Genomic DNA, 18,055 nt, shown 5'->3' on the forward strand with positions numbered 1-18,055 from the left:
TGAAGATATCGTGGGGAACACCATGGACAGGATGCAGAAAGCGGAAGCGTACAGGAAGGAATTGGGCAAGACGGGGGCCCCGGCACTGGCCGGGACGGATCCCGAACTGGCGGCTATCCGGGAGCGCCTGGAATACGGCGAGATCGCCGGACAGGGCTGCCTGGATGCGCGTCGGCGCCGCCTCATCACCCTGGTCGTCCTGGCCGCCATCCAGACGCCGGAGGGGATAGGGGAGGAGACACGGGCCGCCCTGCATCAGGGCGTGCGTCCCGAAGAGATCCGCGAGGCCCTGTACCAGTGCGCGCCCTATATCGGCTTCCCGCGGACGGAGGCGGCCCTGCGCCATGCGGATGCCGCCCTGGAGGCCGCCGGTATCGCCCTGCCCCTGCCTGAAGGCGGCACGGTGAGCGAAGAAGACCGCTTTGAAAAAGGCCTTGCCGTACAGACCGGTATTTTCGGGGATGCCATCAGCAAGATGCACGCTTCGGCCCCTGAAGGACAGCGAGAGATCCTCGTCCGGCATCTTTCCGCGTTCTGCTTCGGCGACATCTATACGCGCACGGGGCTTGATCTGCCGCTGCGGGAGCTGCTGACCTTCTGCATCATCAGCGCGCTGGGCGGCTGTGAGGTCCAGGTCAAGGCCCATGTGCAGGGCAATGCCGCCGTGGGCAACGGCAAGCAGCTGCTGGTGGATGCCCTGCTGCAGATGCTGCCCTGCATCGGCTTCCCCCGCACGCTCAACGCCCTTGCCTGCGTCAACAGCGTGCTGCCGGAGGCCTAATGCACCCGGCAGGACGATAGCGTCCCCGCGCGCCCCGGCTGTGTTCCTGTTGCCGGGGCATGCGGGAATGACGGGATGGTCTTGAGGTCAGGAAGGGCGCGGCCCTACGAGGACGGGCCGCACCGGCGCGGAACAGGGCCGGCCCGCAGGCGGATGACGCGGACGTATCCTAAAGGCCGCCCGCCCCGGCTTCGCCCAGAGGCGCAACCGTGCGTTTCCGCTGGATGTCCCGGTGGGGCGGTTCGCCGAACATGCGTTTGTACTCCCTGCTGAACTGGGTCACGCTCTCATAGCCTACGGAAAGGGCCGCCGAGGCCGCGCGCATGTCTTCCATGAGCATCAGGCGCTGGGCCTCGTGCAGCCTGAGCTGCTTGAGGTATTGCAGGGGGCTCAGGCCGGTGACGGTCTTGAAATGACGATGGAGCGTGGACAGGGACATGCCCACCTGCCGTGCCAGGCTCTCCATGCGTACCGGGGCCCCCAGATCCCGGCGCAGGATGGAGACGGCCTGCAAGACCTGGCTGTTCTGCGAGCCCTGGGCATAGAGTCCGCGCAGCACATGGCCCAGGGGCCCGATCAGCAGCAGATAGTGCAGCTCCTGCAGGATCATGGGGGCGCGGATGGCGATCTGCTCCGGCTTGTCCAGCAGCTCGGCCAGGCGCAGCACCGCTTCCAGGAATTCCGGTTCGGCATCCGCCACGGCGACGCCGGGGCCGTCTTCCTGCGGCGTTTTGCCCGCAGGCCGCATCCTGAGCATGAGGTCCGTCAGGATCTGCCTGTCCAGATAGAAGAAGAGGGAGAGGAAAGGCTGTCCGGGAGCCGTATCGAAAAAGGAAGACGAGCTGGGCATGTCGATGCCGGAGACCAGGAACTGGCCCCGCCGGAAGACGAATTCCTGCGAGCCGATGAGCGAGCGTTTGCTCCCCTGGACGATGACGGACACCAGCGGTCTTTCGAAGCAGCGGTCAGGTGCGGGCGGGTCCTCCCGCCGGACGAGCACCAGACCGTCGATGGGGCTGGGGCGGATCTCCGGGGCGGGGAGGTGCCGCATCAGGATGTCTTTCAGGGCGGCAAGGATATCTTCTTTGATGGACAGGGCTGAGGATGCCATGAGGACCTCCGGTTCGGGCTGCCTGTCCAGTGTAACCAAAAGACGGCAGGGAGAGAAGACGCCCGCCAGTGGCGTCCGCGGGCAGACGGCACGACTGTGCAAGAGCGCCGGAGGGGATGTGTTTCCCCAGCCTCAGGAAGGCTCTGTCTTTGCCCTGCTGACGGGACAGGCACGGGGAGCGGTACACGGCGCTGTCCGTCCGCGGCTGCCCGGCAGTGTGGCCGCACCTCCGGCGATACCGGCCGGGCGTGACATGTAACGATCAACAAAAGGAAACGACCATGCAGGAAAACAGGGGGCCTTTCGCCCAGGGCGGTGCCAACACGGCCTATGCCCGCTACTTTGTCGGCAACAGTTACCTGAACATGCTTTCCACCGAAGGGGTCGTCATCGGTAACGTGACCTTCGAACCGGGATGCCGCAACAACTGGCATATCCATGAGGCCGCCAGCGGCGGCGGGCAGATACTGCTCTGCACCTCCGGGCGCGGCTGGTATCAGGAGTGGGGCAAGCCCGCACGCGAACTGCACGCGGGCGACGTGGTCCACATCCCCGCCGGGGTCAAGCACTGGCACGGCGCGGCCAGGGACAGCTGGTTCGTGCATCTGGCCGTAGAAGTCCCCGGTGAGGGCTGCCGCTCCCAGTGGCTGGAGCCTGTCAGCGAAGAGGAGTATGCCCGTCTGCCCTAGGCAGGAGCATCTTGCATCCGGTGCCCACGGCGCCGGATGAGCCTGCCGGCAGCCGCCGGAAAAAGGAGGCCGCCGCTGTTCCTGCAAAAACAGCGGCGGCGGAGTGCGCGCGGGAAGGAGAAGCACGCGCGGGAAAGGGGCGGATGCCCGCCCCGGGAGGACTAGAAGCTGTAGGCGAAGATCAGCTGGGCCTTCCAGGCATCCTGCTTGGACCAGTTACGATCGCTGACGTAGCTCTTGTCCCAGGTGTCCTTGTCCATCATGTTGATGATGTAGCCGAGCTCGAGATTGGCTTCCAGGTTCTCGTAGATCTGCCAGGAGTTGACCAGGTTGAATTCCAGCAGGCCGTCGTTGGTGGTCAGGTAGGGACCGTCCTGGGTGGCGGTGGTGTCGTTCCAGGCCACGGCGGAACCCATGTACTTGACCATGGAGGGGCTGTTGGTGCCGCCCCAGTAGGCCACACGGAAGGTGTGCTTGAGGTCTTCCACAAAGCTCACGTCCGCGATCTGCAGGCCCACGCCCCAGGTACCGGCGTAGGTCAGATTGTTGTCGTAGAAGTTGTAGCCGGTGCCCCAGGCCAGGTTGCCGTCGCCCATGAAGGACGTGAAGTTGCCCGCGCCGGCGATGGAGGGCAGGCGCTCGGAACCGTTCTTGACGTTGCCGTCGTCACCGGAGGCATACCAGCCGAAGATGCCGGGGGTGCCCCAGTCCATCTTGTATTCCACCAGGGCCTTGACCAGCCAGCCTTCACGCTTGCTGTTGCCGCGCACCAAGTCCGTACCGCGCTTGAGCACGTCGTAACGGCCCATGGCTTCCACATAGCCGTAGTTGATGTCGAATTCGATGTTCAGGGGATCGAAGGCCGTGATGGCCACGGGCAGACCGGCCCAGAACATGGAGCCGTAGGCCTTGCTGGTCTTGCCGAGGGCAAACTCGTTCATGCCGGGCAGATAGCCGGGCAGGGTCACGTCCAGCGCGCCGTCGGCCGTACCCACGCCGCCTTCATTGAAGCGGGTGTTCTTGCCCTGCATGCCGTACATGGCCCAGGGGGTCAGTTCCACACCGTCGAACTTCAGGGGCAGCATGAGCGCGAAGAGGTCCATGTTGTCCAAGTAGTTCTTCTGGTAATCTTCCCTGTCGCCATAGACACGGCCAGCATAATTGTCGTTGAGCGGGCGCATCCAGAGGGCGGTCAGGCCCACATTGTCGTTGAACTGGTAGCTGGCGACCAGGGCGGCGGCGTCACCGTCCATGATGGCGGAACCGCCGGCCACGTTGGGCATGGCCACGGCCTGCAAGCCCATGCGGAGTTTGAGGTCGGTATTGGGCACCATCCAGTCGATGTAGGCGTTCTTGACCTTCACCTCCCTGCCGTCGGCACCCAGGGCGCCGCCGCTTTCGGCATTGCCCCACATCTGGTCGCCGATCTCGAAGAACACCGTACCGGACAGGGATTCGGAGGCCACGGCATCCAGCTGCAGGCGGACGCGCTGACCGGCATTGAAGGTATCCTCGTGATGGCGTTTCTTGTTGTCCACATCCTTGATAAGGCTGCCGTCACCAAGGCCAAAGCCCACCAGCCATTCGCCGGAGGCTTTGAAATCGATGGCTTTGGCGCCGCTGGCGGCCCCCAGGAGCATGCCGGCAGCCAGCATGAGGGTAAGAATTTTTTTCATGACCTTCTTCCTTACTGTTTGAGGTTCACATCCATCAGGCAACAGCGGCGCCCCCCGACGCCACGGCCGCCCGGGCCGTATTCCGCGCCTTGGCGCGGGCCTTTTTGTCCTTGCAGCGGCAGTTGGGGCAGGTGCCCTTGCAAACATGCTTTGCCTTTTCAGGGACAATGAGGACCTTGTTGCCGCTCGTCGCCAGCTCGAAGCCGCGGGAGCCTTTGTAGTGGATGCGCTGCGGCGCGATGGAAGGCTGGGGCGCACCGCGCAGGGCGGCGGCCGCCGCCGGCTGGATGCGGGTCACATGGCGCACATCGATGAAGAATTTGTTGCAGTCGTTGCTGTGGCAGCGCATAAGGTTCAGGATGGCACGGGCCTGTTCCAGATCCAGATCCTCGCCGGTGGCGATGTGCAGGTTGTTGGCACTGCGGCGGAAAGAGATCCGGGTCTGGGGAAGGTTTTCCAATCTCGGCATGGTGGCTCCTGTGGTAATGTGTTTTGTTGGGGCAAACATGCCATGATTGAAAAATGATGTCAACAGAATTGAAAATTGTTTTCAATTTATTGTCCCACTCAGGGAGGGGTAAAACCCCCACCTTTAGGTGGCGGCTTTAGCGTTTCTTTTGTAGTCTGTGGGCATGAGCAATTATCGTAAAGGCTCCCACAGTGTTTTTTCAATTCACCTGCACCTGGTCTGGATAACCAAGTACAGGAAAAAGATTTTGTCAGGCGACATCGCCCAGAGAGCCAGGTCGCTGATACGCGGCATCTGTGAAAAGCATCAGGTGGAAATTCTCAAAGGACATATAGCACCCGACCATATCCATCTTTTCGTTTCGATTTCACCAAGCCTTGCTGTGAGCAAGTTGATGCAACAACTGAAAGGCCGAACCGCGCATGCCATGATAAATGAATTTCCATTGTTGCGCCGCCAGTACTGGGGACGTCATATGTGGGCGCGTGGCTATTTCTGTTGCAGCAGTGGCAATGTGACCGATGAGGTCATTAAGCAATACATCACGCAACAGGAAGATGCAGATGAAACCTTCCGAATTGAGGGGGAATGACTTCAGCCTGCTTCAGCAGGGGCCATACCGGCTTTAGCCGGAACGCGACTTTAGTCGCCACGGTGAATCCACCGGCTTTAGCCGGTGGAGTGTTCAATGTCCCACTCAGGGAGGGGTAAAACCCCCACCTTTAGGTGGCGGCTTTAGCGTTTCTTTTGTAGTCTGTGGGCATGAGCAATTATCGTAAAGGCTCCCACAGTGTTTTTTCAATTCACCTGCACCTGGTCTGGATAACCAAGTACAGGAAAAAGATTTTGTCAGGCGACATCGCCCAGAGAGCCAGGTCGCTGATACGCGGCATCTGTGAAAAGCATCAGGTGGAAATTCTCAAAGGACATATAGCACCCGACCATATCCATCTTTTCGTTTCGATTTCACCAAGCCTTGCTGTGAGCAAGTTGATGCAACAACTGAAAGGCCGAACCGCGCATGCCATGATAAATGAATTTCCATTGTTGCGCCGCCAGTACTGGGGACGTCATATGTGGGCGCGTGGCTATTTCTGTTGCAGCAGTGGCAATGTGACCGATGAGGTCATTAAGCAATACATCACGCAACAGGAAGATGCAGATGAAACCTTCCGAATTGAGGGGGAATGACTTCAGCCTGCTTCAGCAGGGGCCATACCGGCTTTAGCCGGAACGCGACTTTAGTCGCCACGGTGAATCCACCGGCTTTAGCCGGTGGAGTGTTCAATTTGCCTTTGAAAAATAAAAAGGCAATCATCTCAAAGAGGTAGCGAACCTGTGCCGGCTTATCTCTGCGTATGACGCAGAACAGGGCCAGCATCGATCCCGGACTGCGTGCCCCTGCTGGCCCTGACGGCCGCCCTGTGGGGCGCCCAGCCGCTGCTGGTCAAGATCACCATGCGGGAGCTGAACCCGTCCACCATGACCGCAGTGCGTTATCTGCTCATGAGCATCACCTTTTTCGCGCTCATGCGCTGGCGGGGGCTGCCGCTCCTGCCGCCGCTGCGCCTGATGCCGGCCCTGCTGCTCATGGGCATCACCGGTGTGGCGCTCAACAATATCGCCCAGTTCACCGGTCTGCAGCTCTCCACGGTCAGCAATGCCACTCTCATCGCCACGACCACTCCGGCCGTGACGGCGCTGGTGGCCCTGATCTTCCTGCGCGAGCGCCTGCTGCCCATCGAACTGCTGGGGATCCTGCTTTCCGTGGCCGGGGCGCTGTTCCTCGTCAGCAAGGGACAGATGGACGTATTGCTGCATATCTCCTTCAACAAGGGGGATCTGCTGTTCTTCACCGCCCAGCTGGGCTGGGCCGTCTATTCCCTGACGGGCTTCCGCGTCATGCGCCATCTTCCGCCCCTGACGACCACGGCCTGGGCCGGGCTGTTCGGGACGGCGGGCACCTTCATCTACGCCGCGCTGACCGGCCAGCTGGACGTGCACAGCGTGGGCGGCACGACCCTGGCCTGTATGGTCTATATCGTCTGGATCGGCGGCGTGTGCGCCATGATCTTCTGGAACATGGGGGTCAAGGTGGTGGGGGCAGGGCAGGCGGCCATCTTCCTCAACATCATGCCGCTGGTGGGCGTTGTCCTGGGCGTGACCCTGCTGGGAGAGGACTTTGCTTTCCGCGAGGCCTTCGGCGCCGTGGGCATCCTGGGCGGGGTGTACATCCTGACGCACAGCCGCCAGATCATGCGGCGCATGGACCAGCGCCTGATCCGGCGTGCCCGGGAGCTGGCGGCCGCCCGCCGGCAGGCTGCGGAAAAGGAATCCCGCCGGGACTGAGACCGGCGGGATGGCATCTATCAAGAGACGGGCTGCCGCTATGAAAGAGACTGAACACAAAAGACACCGGCTTGCGGATCTGCTTCTGGTCCTGCTGGCCGCGCTGTTCTGCTGGTGTGCCCTGCAGGGGACGCTGGACCTCAATCCCCAGGGCATCGGCATGGACAGCGACCTGCAGAACTACGCGCAGATCATGGAAGCCGGGGAATGCCCCGCGGCCTTTGCCCGTGACCCGGTGGCGTCTTTTTTCCCGCAGGATCCGGGCGTGCCCAACCTGCTGACGGCCCTGGCGGGTCTGCTCCCCGACGGGGACAATGCGGCCACGGACATGCTGCGTGTGGGCGCGCTGGGCGTCTTTTTGCACTTCCTTGCCTATTACATCCTGGGGCGCTGCCTGTTCCGCAGCCCCTCTCTGGCGGCCCTGCTCTCGATCCTGATGAGCATTGCCGTGCACTGGTCGTTCGGCACCTTCTGGGGCAGCATGCGCTCGGATCCGGTGCCGCGCATCTTCTATGCCGATCTCTGGCCCTTTCTTCTGCTGCCGGCCTGTGCGGCCGTCAAACGCCCTTCGCTGCAGCCTGTGGTCATGTTCCTGTCAGGCTGTGCCATGCTGGTGCATACGGTCAGCGCCCTCATGGGCGGAGCCATGTTCTTCATGGCCTTTTTCCTGCTCTGGCGGGACAGGGGACTGTGGCGCCACGCGGGCCTGAGCCTGCTGAATCTGTTGAGCTTCGCAGTTCCCGTTGTTATATATCTGAAAGTTTTTCTTGCGGATACACCAGCACCGCCGGCCGAGTATACCGGGCTTTTTGCCGAGGTGCGCGCCCTGCGTTACAGCAAGGACTGGCATGATGTCTGGCAGAGCCTTGCGGACATATTGCGCTATTATACCTTCCCCGTCCCGCTGTTCCCCGCGGCGGCCGTAGCAGCCGCCATACTGTTCAAAAAAAGACAGCAGCTGGCCGGGCCGGTGCGCACCCTGCTGCGGCTCATGCCGGGCATGGTGCTGGGCATCGCGGGCGGCTGTGTGCTCTGCGCCCTGGAGATGTGGCTGGCCCGCCATCTGGGGCGGCAGAACATGAGTCAGGAGATCCTGCGGGGCACACGCTTTTTGGTGCCGCTTTCCTGGCTGCTGCTGACCTGTCTTTTGTCCCCGTACTGGCAGGGCCTTGCCCCCCTGCTGCGCCGTGGCCTCGTCATCCTGCTGGCTGTCGTCCTGCTGTCGCTGGGGCAGGGCAAACAGGTGGTGGCGGCCCGGCATGCCCTGGCGGACATGACCGGTCTGGGCTGGCTGGATACGGAAGAGGCCCGGCAGATCAAGGCGCATTCCCTGGGATTGCGGGATGCCCTGCAGGCCCTGCGCGCGCAGGCGGGACCGGAAGAGCTGGTTTTTACTGACGGAGACTGCATGGCCGTGCGCTTTGCTGCCCGCATGCCCATGCTGCCCGTACACAAGGACGGGAACGTCATCTATTATGCCGCCGACCCGGATATGGCCCGGCGCTGGCTGGCCATGCAACACCGCATGGCGGCCGATGCCACCGGCTATATGGAGGTCTGGCGTACGGAGCAGGCCGCGTTGCTGCTGACGCGCCATGTGGAGCACAAAGCCCTGTTGCTGCGTTACGGTGTCCTGCTTTTTGAGAATGAAGACTGGCTGTTGCTGCGGCGTTCGCCGGTAGCGGCGGACGCCGATGCACAGGTCACGAGGAGCGGATATGCAGACTGAGAAGAAAGGCAACAGGATCGCGGTCCTGATCCCCTGCTATAACGAGGCGCTGACCATCGGGAACGTGGTCAGGGATTACCGTCAGGCCCTGCCGGATGCCGATATCTATGTCTATGACAACAATTCCACCGACGAAACGGCCCGTCTGGCCCGTGAGGCCGGTGCCATCGTGCGCCCCGAGCCCCGTCAGGGCAAGGGCAACGTGGTGCGGACCATGTTCCGTGACATCGAGGCGGACTGTTATCTGATGGTGGACGGGGACGACACCTATCCGGCTTCGCAGGCGGCGGCCCTGTGCGCGCCCGTGCTGGAAGGACGTGCGGACATGGTCATCGGCGACCGGCTGTCCTCCACCTACTTCACGGAGAACAAGCGCCCATTCCACAACTGCGGCAACATGCTGGTGCGCCGCTGCATCAACATGTTCTGGAAGCGCGGCCGGCAGATCGAGGACGTCATGACGGGCATGCGGGCCATGTCGCCCCTGTTCGTCAAATCCTTCCCCATCCTTTCGCAGGGCTTCGAGATAGAGACGGAGATGACCATCTTTTCCCTGGCCAACAATTTCCGCATCGCCTCCATGCCCATCCAGTACCGCGACCGGCCGGAAGGGAGTTTTTCCAAGCTGAGCACGTTCCGGGACGGCTTCCGCGTCCTGAAGACCATCGCCGTCCTGTTCAAGGATTACCGTCCCCTGCTGGTCTTCTGGTCGGTGGCCTGTCTGCTGGCCCTGCTTTCTCTGGGGCTGTTCCTGCCTGTGCTGGGCGAATACATGTCCAGCGGGCTCGTACCCCGCTTCCCGACCGTGATCGTGTCCGGATTCTGCATGCTGGCGGCTTTGCTGAGCTTTGTTGCCGGCCTGACCCTGGACTGCCAGCGCAAGCGGGCCCGGCAGGCCTTCGAGATCCAGCTCAATGTGCTGTCATTGCTGCTGCGGCAGGGCAGGACAGGCATGCCCTCCGGCGGGAACAGGCCGGAGCAAGACCCTCAGGCGTAAATGAAGAAAGCCGGGCAACAGCCTGGCTTTTTCTGTTATGGGCTTTAGCCTGTTGAGCGCCTGACAGGCGCGAAACAAAAAACCACCCGCTATGCGGGTGGAGACAATACATTATACACACAAAAACACCTTTCCGCTACGATGAAGTTGTTCAAGCCCATCGCAACATTAACGGAAAGGTGTTTTTGTTATGGGAACCAAGGCTCATAGCCTAGCGCATACGAAATGGTTGTGCAAGTATCATATCGTCTTTACTCCAAAATATAGAAGAAAAATAATCTTCGCACAGCTCCGTGAAAGTATAAAAGAAATTCTGCAATGCCTCTGCAAATATAAAGGGGTTGAGATTCTGGAAGGGCATCTGATGCCGGATCATGTCCACATGCTGGTGTCCATTCCTCCTAAAATCAGTGTGGCAAATTTCATGGGCTACCTGAAAGGGAAAAGTTCGTTGATGATATTCGATAAGCACGCAAACCTTAAATATAAGTTTGGCAACAGAAAATTTTGGGCCGAAGGATATTATGTCAGTACGGTGGGGCTTAATGAGGCAACGATCAAAAAATATATCCAGGATCAGGAACGTCACGACATTATGAGAGACAAGCTGACATCACGCGAATATCAAGACCCCTTTAAGGGGTAGCCAAGGCGGCAAGGGCACTGGGCTTGAACAGCGTGAAAGCCAGCGTCTTTAGGCGCAGCCGGTAACAGGCCCTTACAGGGCCAGAGCAAACCACCCGCTTTGCGGGTGGTTCTGATTTGGCAGCAGTACTGGAAAGGTAGCCGCAATACGGCAGGGACGTTTCTCTGCCCGGTCAGCTGAGGGCCTTGCGCTTCATGATGTAGTTCCAGATCATGACCACGCCCGTGGCCACGACCTTGGCCAGCATGTAGTGCAGGGCCAGCTTGTCCACCAGCAGCCACATGCAGACCTGGTTGATGCCCAGACCGGCCAGGCTCGATCCCACGAAGACCACCTGCCGGGCAAAGCTGCGTGCCGCCTGATGGAAGACGAAGAACACGCAAAGGTAGTAATTGACGATGACGGCCACGATGAAGGCCCAGGCGGACGACCAGAGGTAATGGACGTCCAGCACGCTGGTCAGCAGGAACAGCAGGCCGTAGTCCACCAGAAAGGTCAGACCGCCCACGATGCAGAAGCGGAAAAATTCCGCGCCACGGCTGGCAAGGGACATAAAGACTCCTTTGGGATTGGGCTGCCCTGACTTAGCCTGTTCCCCGCCGGGGCGCAAGCCGGATGGGCAGGTATGCGGCAAAGGGGCGAGGGCTGACCGCTACGCTACATGCGCGACAGGGCACGGCATGCACGCCGGTAGGGCGGAGCAATATGCCGGAACGCGGAGTGCGCCGCGAACTGTCGGACATCACACGCCGCACGACGCGCAGCGCGGAGGGGAGGGCACTCCCGTCCGCGCTGCTTCTTGCTCCGTCGTCCCCTGTAACCGGGGCGATGTTTTCTGGTCTTGCGTACGGTTTGTGAACGCCAATGTCGTCAGGGACGTAGGGGGACTTCTTCAGCTCCCTCCGGCCCGGCGGGGCGGAGCTGCCCCTTGTCCAGCAGGAAGAGGGGGGCGGAGGGCTGGACCTCCCGCAGCAGGGCCGCCGTATGGGGATGGCAGGTGAAGAAGAGGATCTGCTGCCGGGGGCCGTATCTTCCCAGGCTGAGGTCCCCCAGGATACGGGCCGTGCGCCGTGCCCGGCCGGGATCGAAGTCCACCAGCACATCGTCCATGATGACCGGCAGGGGGCTGGCCTGCGCCGCGTGATCCTGGATGTAGGCCAGACGCAGGGCCAGATAAAGCTGCTCCTGGGTGCCCCGGCTCAGCTGCTCCGGGCTGACGGGCTCGCCCTGCGGCGGCATGACCCGCAGGCTGGAATCGCCCACGACGGCGCCCACGTCCTGCCATGCACCGGCGGTGATGTCCCGGAATATGGCCGCGGCCCGGCGGATGACACGGGGCTGGCGTTCCTTCTCAAAGGCCAGTTTTGCCCGGTGGAGCAGAGCATGGGCCAGACGCAGGCGGCACCAGGCACGGGCCTGCCGTTGCAGCTCTTCCCGCTGGTCGGCTTCCTGCTGCAACAGGTCGGCCAGGGTCCCGTCCTGCCGCATGGCCTCCACGCGCACGCCCAGAGCGGCGACTTCTTCCGCCAGCGTGTCCTCTTCCTGACGCAATCCTTCCAGAAGATGCTGCTGCCCTGCGCAGACCTGTTCCTCTTCCTCCCGGGCCTCTTCCCGGAAAGAAGCCAAAAACGCTTCCAGCGGCTGCGTCCCGGCCACCAGGCGCAGGCTGTCTTCCAGCAGCAGGCGACGCTGCTCCGTCCGGTGCCGTTCTTCCAGCAGGGCGGCCGTTTGCAAAAAATCCCCGTCGTCCCGGGCTCCGCCCTGATGCAGCAGGGCCGCCAGATCGGTACGGATGTTGTCCAGATCGCTTGCCGCACGGCGGCAGGCCGTTTCCTGCTCATCCAGCAGCTGGCGCAGGCGGGCCTGCTCTGCGGCACGGTGGCGGGCGTCCTCCGCCGCCTCGCCCAGCATTTCCAGATGCCGGAGCCAGTCGGCATCCTGCGGCGGTACGGGGCGTCCCGTCTCTTCCAGCAGGGCGGCCAGCGGTGCCCGCAGGGCTTCTGTTTCGCCGTGCAGACGTTGCAGGCGCGAATCTTCCTGTTGCAGCTCTTCTTCGAGGCGCAAACAGCTCTCCATCCCGTCCAGGGCCGCGTGGACGGTCCCCGGCGTCAGGTCTTCCGGCAGGCCCAGCGAATGCAGGCCACCGGTCCAGGCGGTCCGGGCCGTCTCCAGCCGGAGGGCCGCTTCCTGCGTGCGGCAACGGCTGTCCTCCAGTACCTTGCGGCAGCGTTCCAGCAGCCCGGCACTGGTCGCGGCCTCGGCAGCGGCCTGCGAATGTCCGGCACGGGCCTCTTCCGCTTCCCGGCAAAGGGCAAGGCCGCGGCGGACAGCCTCCGGCAGGCTGGGGCAGGCGGCATCGGGAGGGAGCAGGGCCAGCAGGTCGCGCAAGGCCTGTTCCGTCTGTTGCAGGGAAGAGGTCGCATGCCCGGCATCGTCCCCGGCTGCGCGCAGTGCCTCCGCCAGTGTGGCGGCGGAGGCTGCCCGCTCGAAAAGCAGCCCTGCCGCTGCCGGGGCAAAGGCCGTCGCCGTGGCTGCGGGCAGCATGGCCTGCCAGCGGTTCTCCCCGTCCTGTATGGCGGCAAGGAGTTCCTGCTCCTGCTCGGCCAGTCGGGCCAGCGTTTGCCTGACGCGCCTCAATTCCTGCCGCAGGCTGTCGTGTTCCTGCAGGAGCTGATCCAGCTGACGGCGCGCGGCCTGCTGTTTTTCCAGACAGCTTTCCAGTTCATCGGCATCCGGGATGTCGTTGTTCATGGTGCGCGGCAGGGGCAGACGGGCAAGGCGGTGCTGCTGTTCCCGCAGGCGTCCTGTGCTTTCTTCCAGCAGCTGCCGGATGCGCGCCGCTTCTTCCCGGCGATGGCGTTCCGCCTTCCCGGCATGGGGCAGGCCGCCTGCCAGCAGGGCAAGACCGCAGACCGCTGCCAGCCCGCCTGCCCAGGGCGAGGCCGCCAGCCCGGGCCAGGGGAGCAGCTCCGGGGCCCACTGTCCGGCCAGCAGAAGGACCAGACCGGGGAGCAGGAGCACGATGCCCATGCAGAGCAGGGGCAGGCTGCCGCCTGTCAGAGGACGCTCCAGCTGTTGGGCCTGTTGTGAAAGCCCTTCCTGCCGGACCGTCTCGGCGGCGATCCCGGAGCGGAGCGTACGGCAATGCCGCACGGCGGCAGCAAAACGATCCAGGGCTTCCTGCTCCAGGGCCGGATGCCGGTCGATGGCCTGGACAAGGGCCGTCTCGCGCTGTTGCAGCTTGTCCTGCTCCTGCCGTGCGTGGTCCTGCTGTTCCCGCAGGCTGCGCAAGCGCTCTGTCAGATGGTCGAGGCGGGAGGCCAGCGAGAGGGCCTCGTCCCTGTGGCGGAGCAGCCGCTCCGGCCCGGCAAGGTCGTTTTCGTCCAGGCGCAGCGGCGCGCAGGCGCGTGAAAAGGCTTCCCGGGCCCGTTGCTGCCGTCGCTGCCAGCGGGGGAGGTCCCCCTGTTTTTCCTGCCAGTTTTCCAGAAGGCGTTGCAGGTGGCGTTGTTGGCCGCCGTCCAGAGGCGGCTGGCGGTCGGGCAGGGCCTCCAGACGTTGCAGGTGTGCCTGGTGGGTCTCCTCAGCCTGTGCCAGCGCGGCGGCAGCCTCGTCTTCCCGCTGGCGGGCCATCTGGAGGGCCGTCGTACAGGTCGCCAGTGTGGCGGCCTGCCGTTCCACTTCCTCCCGGCCGAAGACAGAGCGGTCCGTGGCACGGATGCGGGCGCAATCCCAGTCAGGGCCCAGACGGGAAAGTTCTTCCTGCATACGGCGGGCGATCTGTTCCTTGCGCAGACGCGCCAGCGGCAGGTCGGTCAGGGCTTGCCGGTAGGTGGAGGTCTGTTCCGTCAGGACGCGCAGACGGGGCAGGGCCGCCACAAGGGCCTGATCCGGGCACAGCTCCCGGAGCTGTTCGCGTGTGCGCGCGCACTGTTCCCGAAGGCCCTGCAGGGCATGCCGGCCCTCCTCCTCCCGTTCGCGCAGACGGGCCAGACGCTCGCGCCCCTGCGGCGGGAAATCCTGCGGCAGGCCGGAAAGACGCTCCAGCCGCATCCCCAGCAGATGCCACTCCCGCCACTGCTCCCAGACCGAGAGGCGCCGTTCCGTACGGCGCAGGGCGGTCTCCAGCTCCGTCTTGCGGCGGCGGAGGTCTTCGAGATCCTGCTTGCGCTGCTGCCACTGGGCGCACAGGGCGTCGTAGCTGCCGCTCCGGGCATCGGCCTGACGGATGCGGGCCCGCAGCTCCTGCCAGCAGCCTGCCTGGACGTTGAGGGGCAGCTTGCGTCCTTGCGGGCGATAAATGGCGTCGGCCTGCTGTTGCAGGGCGCGCAGCACATCGGCCGGGGAACGCAGGCCCGTGCCGAAGCTGGCCCCGTAGAGGGCATGGCGCACGGCCTCGTCGTCCAGGCTCTCGAAGCGCTGCAATTCCCCCAGACTGAAGCCGAAAACATTGCTGTAGACCTGACGGTCGATGCCCCGGAAGAGCTGCTCCAGCAGGCTTTCCGGCACAGGGGCCCCGTCGGGGCCGGTGAGCTGCAAACGGCCGCTGCCCGGGCCGGGGCGGCGATGCAGATGCAGCAGGCCGTGGAGGCCGCTTTCCAGCGTCAGGCTGCCCCCGGCCTGTCCGCCGCGCAGGGGCTGGCCGGCCTGACGTTCCTTGCGCCCGGAGGGATAGCCGGTGAGCATGGCCCGCAGGAAGGCCAGACAGGTGGATTTGCCGGCTTCGTTGTCGCCCAGAAAAATGTTGATGCCCGGGCCGAGGTCCTCGGCGCCCGTTTGGGCAAGGATGCCGAAACCGTCTGCATGGAACGAGAGCAGGCGCATCACTTCCCCTCCAGCATGTCCAGGCAGAGATAGCGGGCTTCGTCCAGCAGGTCCTGGAGATCTTCCCCTTCCGGCATGTCGAGCATCCCGGCGGGGCAGTGCCGGAACAGGGGCGCCAGCTCTTCTTCGGCAAAGGCGGCCAGCGCTTCGGGCTGCTGCTCGAGCCCTTCCGCCAGACGCAGGGCCTCGCCCAGCAGATCCTGGCGTTGCAGGCAGGCGGCCATATCCACAGCGGGGGCCGTCTCCACACACAGATCCTTGATATGGACAGGCAGAGGCAGGGGAGCCTGATGAAGGCGCTCCCGCAGGTCGCGGCAGGTCTCCGGGCGGCGCAGCAGGCTGTCCAGCGGGGTGCGCCCCTGCAGGCACAGGCGCACGACCATGAGCGTGCAGGATGCGTCAGCCTTTTCCGTGACCGTGGTCAGGGCCTCCAGCAACCTGTCCTCTACGGCGTCGAGCTGTTCCACGGCGTCCAGACCGATGACCGGACGCTGCCATTGTACCGGCCCCAGCGGCAGGAACTCTTCCCGGCAGGAGAAAGCACCGTCGCAGGCCTCGGCAGTGACCAGCAGACAGCCGCGCGGGCCGCCTTCATTGATGTGGAGTCCCTGGGCATTGCCGGGATAGGCGATGAAGGGATGGCGCGCCAGAATGCGGCGTTCGTGCACATGGCCCAGGGCCCAGGCATCCAGACCGGCGGCGCGCAGATCGTCCAGCGAGCAGGGGGCGTACCTGTCCTGCGTGGGGCTGCCTTCCACGCTGCAATGCAGCACGCCCAGCTGGAAGCAATCCGTCTCCGGCTGGCGGTGGAAGAGGAGGGCCAGGTTGCGGGCCTCCCTGATGCGGGCATGGCTGATGCCGTGGATCACGGCAAGGGGAGCCCCGTCCCGGTACAGCACATGCTGTTCGGGCTCCGGGCCGAAGATGGTCACGTTGTCGGGCCAGTCCACGGTCTTCAGCCGCGAGTCCAGCGGGTCATGGTTGCCGTGGGCCCAGAAGACCGGGATGCCGCAGGCCTGCAGGCGCACACAGCCGTCGCGCAGGGCCAGCTGGGCTTTGACGCTGTGCTCTTCCTGGTTGTAGATGTCCCCGGCCAGGACGAGAAAGTCCGGCCGCAGGCGCTCGCACTGGTCGAACAGGCGTTGCAGTGCCGTGAAGGTGGCGTCGCGCAGCTGCGCTTGCAGGGCCTCTCCGGCATCGGTACGGCTCAGGCCCAGGAAGGGGGTGTCCAGATGCAGGTCGGCGGCATGGATGTATCGGAGGCTGTTCATGGCGTGTCCTTGGCGTGGGCTCCTCCGGCAGAGATATGTTTTTTCCGGCAGCAGGACAAGTTGCGCGCGTGGAGGCGTGCGCGGTTGACGCTGTCAAAGCCCGTTGGTATGACTAGCGTTTATACCACAGGGGGAAAGAATGGCGCGAATCCTTTACGGCATCCACGGGACAGGGCATGGCCATGCCATGCGCGGGCTGACCATCGCCCGCCGTCTGGGCGCACACGAATTTCTGTTCGTGGCCAATGACGACGCCCCCAAGATACTGGAGCCCGAATTCCGGGTGCACCGCATCCCCAATCTGGGCACGGTGTTCCGCAACTATCAGGTGGATGTGGGCGCTACGGTGCGCAAGGCCATCCCGCTGCTCTGGCACCGTCAGCGCTATGTGGATGAAGTGCTGCGCCTTATCGACCAGTTCAAGCCCGATGTCTGCATGACGGACCTGGAATATTTCGTGCCGCGTGCGGCCGAGAAGGCCGGGCTGCACTGCCTGACCCTCGACCATCAGCACGTCATCACCTGCTGTCGCCACGGCTGGCTGCCGCCGCGCATGTGGTGGGATCACCTGCTGCAGGGCATAACGCCCCGCTACCTGTTCCGGCCCACGGAGCAGAACCTGCTGGTCTCCTTCTATGCGCCGCCGGTGCAGCCCCGCTACCACGCCCGCGTGGTACCCCCCATCCTGCGCGAAAGCGTGCTGCGCCTCAATCCCCGTGATGACGGCCATGTGGTGGTCTACCAGAGCAATTCCACGCACCGCAAGCTGGTGGACTTTTTGCTCCAGGCCACGGACCGCCCCTGCTATGTCTTCGGCTATGACCGGACGGAAGGCCGCGAGGGCAACGTCATCTTCATGAAGAAGAGCGAAGAGGGGTTCCTCAAGCTGCTGGAAGGCTGTTCCTACGTCATCCAGGGCGGCGGCCATACCCTGATGACCGAGGCCCTGCACTTGGGCAAGCCCATCCTGAGCCTGCCGCTCAAGGCCATGGTGGAACAGTGTTTCAACGCCCTGTACCTCGAACGTCTGAACTACGGCATGCAGGCCGACATGATGACCCTGGAGCCCGCCTTGCTGCGCCGCTTCGAGGAACGCCTGCCCGAGTTCCGGGCCTCCATCGCGCGCGGGCATTTCTGCGGCAACGATCTGGTCTTCGGCCTGGTGGATACCTTCATCCGCACCGGTACCCTGCCGGTATCGGGCACGCCGAAGGTGGTGGAGTAGGAGAAAAAGCTCGCATCACGGCAGGGCTTCCATCCCTGTTTCCATGATAGCAAAACGCCTCTTCCGTCTCATGCGGGAGAGGCGTTTCTGCGTGGGGCGCTCCACGCGCAGGGGGAATGCTCTTTGTCATTCCCCTTGTCCGTATGTTCGCTCGGCATCCCCACGGGAGTGGGGAATACTGCCTTCGCCGGCAAGCTCATCGGCGCGTTCTCGGTTCATCCCCACGCATGTGGGGAATACTCTTCGACGAGATGCAAGAGATAACAAGCTGTCAGCGGGACGGCTGCATAC

The 18,055-nt window shown here is 63.5% G+C and carries 15 protein-coding genes; 9 read left to right on the forward strand and 6 right to left on the reverse strand.

Features of this window, described 5'->3' with window-relative positions:
- Positions 1–22 precede the first annotated feature (22 nt).
- Positions 23–781 carry a carboxymuconolactone decarboxylase family protein gene (locus Q4I12_RS07575; RefSeq protein WP_302261246.1) on the forward strand — a complete coding sequence of 253 codons (759 nt, stop codon included), beginning with the start codon at positions 23–25 and terminating at the stop codon, positions 779–781.
- A gap of 169 nt (positions 782–950) precedes the next feature.
- On the opposite strand, the gene Q4I12_RS07580 is transcribed toward Q4I12_RS07575, so the two are convergent.
- Positions 951–1,892, reverse strand: a complete 942-nt coding sequence (locus Q4I12_RS07580; protein ID WP_302261247.1) for an AraC family transcriptional regulator — start codon at positions 1,890–1,892, stop codon at positions 951–953.
- Positions 1,893–2,173: 281 nt separating this feature from the next.
- Here Q4I12_RS07580 and Q4I12_RS07585 point away from each other — a divergent pair, with 281 nt between their 5' ends.
- Entirely contained in the window at positions 2,174–2,581 is a 408-nt protein-coding gene (locus tag Q4I12_RS07585; protein ID WP_204673850.1) for a cupin domain-containing protein, read from the forward strand.
- 161 nt (positions 2,582–2,742) lie between these two features.
- On the opposite strand, the gene Q4I12_RS07590 is transcribed toward Q4I12_RS07585, so the two are convergent.
- The gene (locus Q4I12_RS07590; protein WP_302261248.1) at positions 2,743–4,257 is read right to left on the reverse strand and encodes an outer membrane homotrimeric porin; all 1,515 of its coding nucleotides are present in this window, start codon (positions 4,255–4,257) and stop codon (positions 2,743–2,745) included.
- Between the two features lie 34 nt (positions 4,258–4,291).
- The gene (locus Q4I12_RS07595; RefSeq protein ID WP_168934448.1) at positions 4,292–4,726 is read right to left on the reverse strand and encodes a squalene cyclase; all 435 of its coding nucleotides are present in this window, start codon (positions 4,724–4,726) and stop codon (positions 4,292–4,294) included.
- A gap of 163 nt (positions 4,727–4,889) precedes the next feature.
- Between Q4I12_RS07595 and tnpA (Q4I12_RS07600) the strand changes: the two genes are divergently transcribed.
- The 6 genes from tnpA (Q4I12_RS07600) to tnpA (Q4I12_RS07625) all read left to right on the forward strand — a co-directional run bounded on the left by tnpA (Q4I12_RS07600) (position 4,890) and on the right by tnpA (Q4I12_RS07625) (position 10,447).
- Entirely contained in the window at positions 4,890–5,318 is a 429-nt protein-coding gene (gene tnpA / locus Q4I12_RS07600) for an IS200/IS605 family transposase (RefSeq protein WP_302260190.1), read from the forward strand.
- Positions 5,319–5,488: 170 nt separating this feature from the next.
- Positions 5,489–5,917 carry an IS200/IS605 family transposase gene (gene tnpA, locus Q4I12_RS07605; protein ID WP_302260190.1) on the forward strand — a complete coding sequence of 143 codons (429 nt, stop codon included), beginning with the start codon at positions 5,489–5,491 and terminating at the stop codon, positions 5,915–5,917.
- Positions 5,918–6,121: 204 nt separating this feature from the next.
- Positions 6,122–7,075, forward strand: coding sequence for a DMT family transporter (locus Q4I12_RS07610; RefSeq protein ID WP_302261249.1), 954 nt, complete (start codon positions 6,122–6,124; stop codon positions 7,073–7,075).
- A 40-nt stretch (positions 7,076–7,115) separates the two neighbouring features.
- Positions 7,116–8,804: a hypothetical protein gene (locus Q4I12_RS07615; protein ID WP_302261250.1), complete on the forward strand. Its 1,689-nt coding sequence runs from the start codon at positions 7,116–7,118 to the stop codon at positions 8,802–8,804.
- On the forward strand, positions 8,794–9,801 hold the full coding sequence (locus tag Q4I12_RS07620; RefSeq protein WP_302261251.1) for a glycosyltransferase family 2 protein: 1,008 nt from the start codon (positions 8,794–8,796) through the stop codon (positions 9,799–9,801). The genes Q4I12_RS07615 and Q4I12_RS07620 overlap by 11 nt, the downstream gene beginning before the upstream one ends.
- 190 nt (positions 9,802–9,991) lie before the next feature.
- Positions 9,992–10,447: an IS200/IS605 family transposase gene (tnpA, locus tag Q4I12_RS07625; RefSeq protein ID WP_072333439.1), complete on the forward strand. Its 456-nt coding sequence runs from the start codon at positions 9,992–9,994 to the stop codon at positions 10,445–10,447.
- Between the two features lie 172 nt (positions 10,448–10,619).
- Here the strand turns inward: tnpA (Q4I12_RS07625) and Q4I12_RS07630 are convergent, their stop codons facing one another.
- The 3 genes from Q4I12_RS07630 to Q4I12_RS07640 form a co-directional block, all read right to left on the reverse strand.
- A complete protein-coding gene (locus tag Q4I12_RS07630; protein ID WP_006003486.1) occupies positions 10,620–11,000 on the reverse strand; it encodes a GtrA family protein in 381 nt (126 codons plus the stop codon).
- A gap of 317 nt (positions 11,001–11,317) precedes the next feature.
- On the reverse strand, positions 11,318–15,268 hold the full coding sequence (locus Q4I12_RS07635) for an AAA family ATPase (protein WP_302262095.1): 3,951 nt from the start codon (positions 15,266–15,268) through the stop codon (positions 11,318–11,320).
- A complete protein-coding gene (locus Q4I12_RS07640) occupies positions 15,268–16,539 on the reverse strand; it encodes a metallophosphoesterase family protein (protein ID WP_302261252.1) in 1,272 nt (423 codons plus the stop codon). Before Q4I12_RS07640 ends, Q4I12_RS07635 begins: the two co-directional genes overlap by 1 nt.
- A gap of 139 nt (positions 16,540–16,678) precedes the next feature.
- Between Q4I12_RS07640 and Q4I12_RS07645 the strand changes: the two genes are divergently transcribed.
- Positions 16,679–17,764 carry a glycosyltransferase family protein gene (locus Q4I12_RS07645; protein WP_204624989.1) on the forward strand — a complete coding sequence of 362 codons (1,086 nt, stop codon included), beginning with the start codon at positions 16,679–16,681 and terminating at the stop codon, positions 17,762–17,764.
- Positions 17,765–18,055 lie beyond the last annotated feature (291 nt).

This window comes from Desulfovibrio piger, from assembly GCF_951793255.1.
GTDB lineage: Bacteria > Desulfobacterota > Desulfovibrionia > Desulfovibrionales > Desulfovibrionaceae > Desulfovibrio.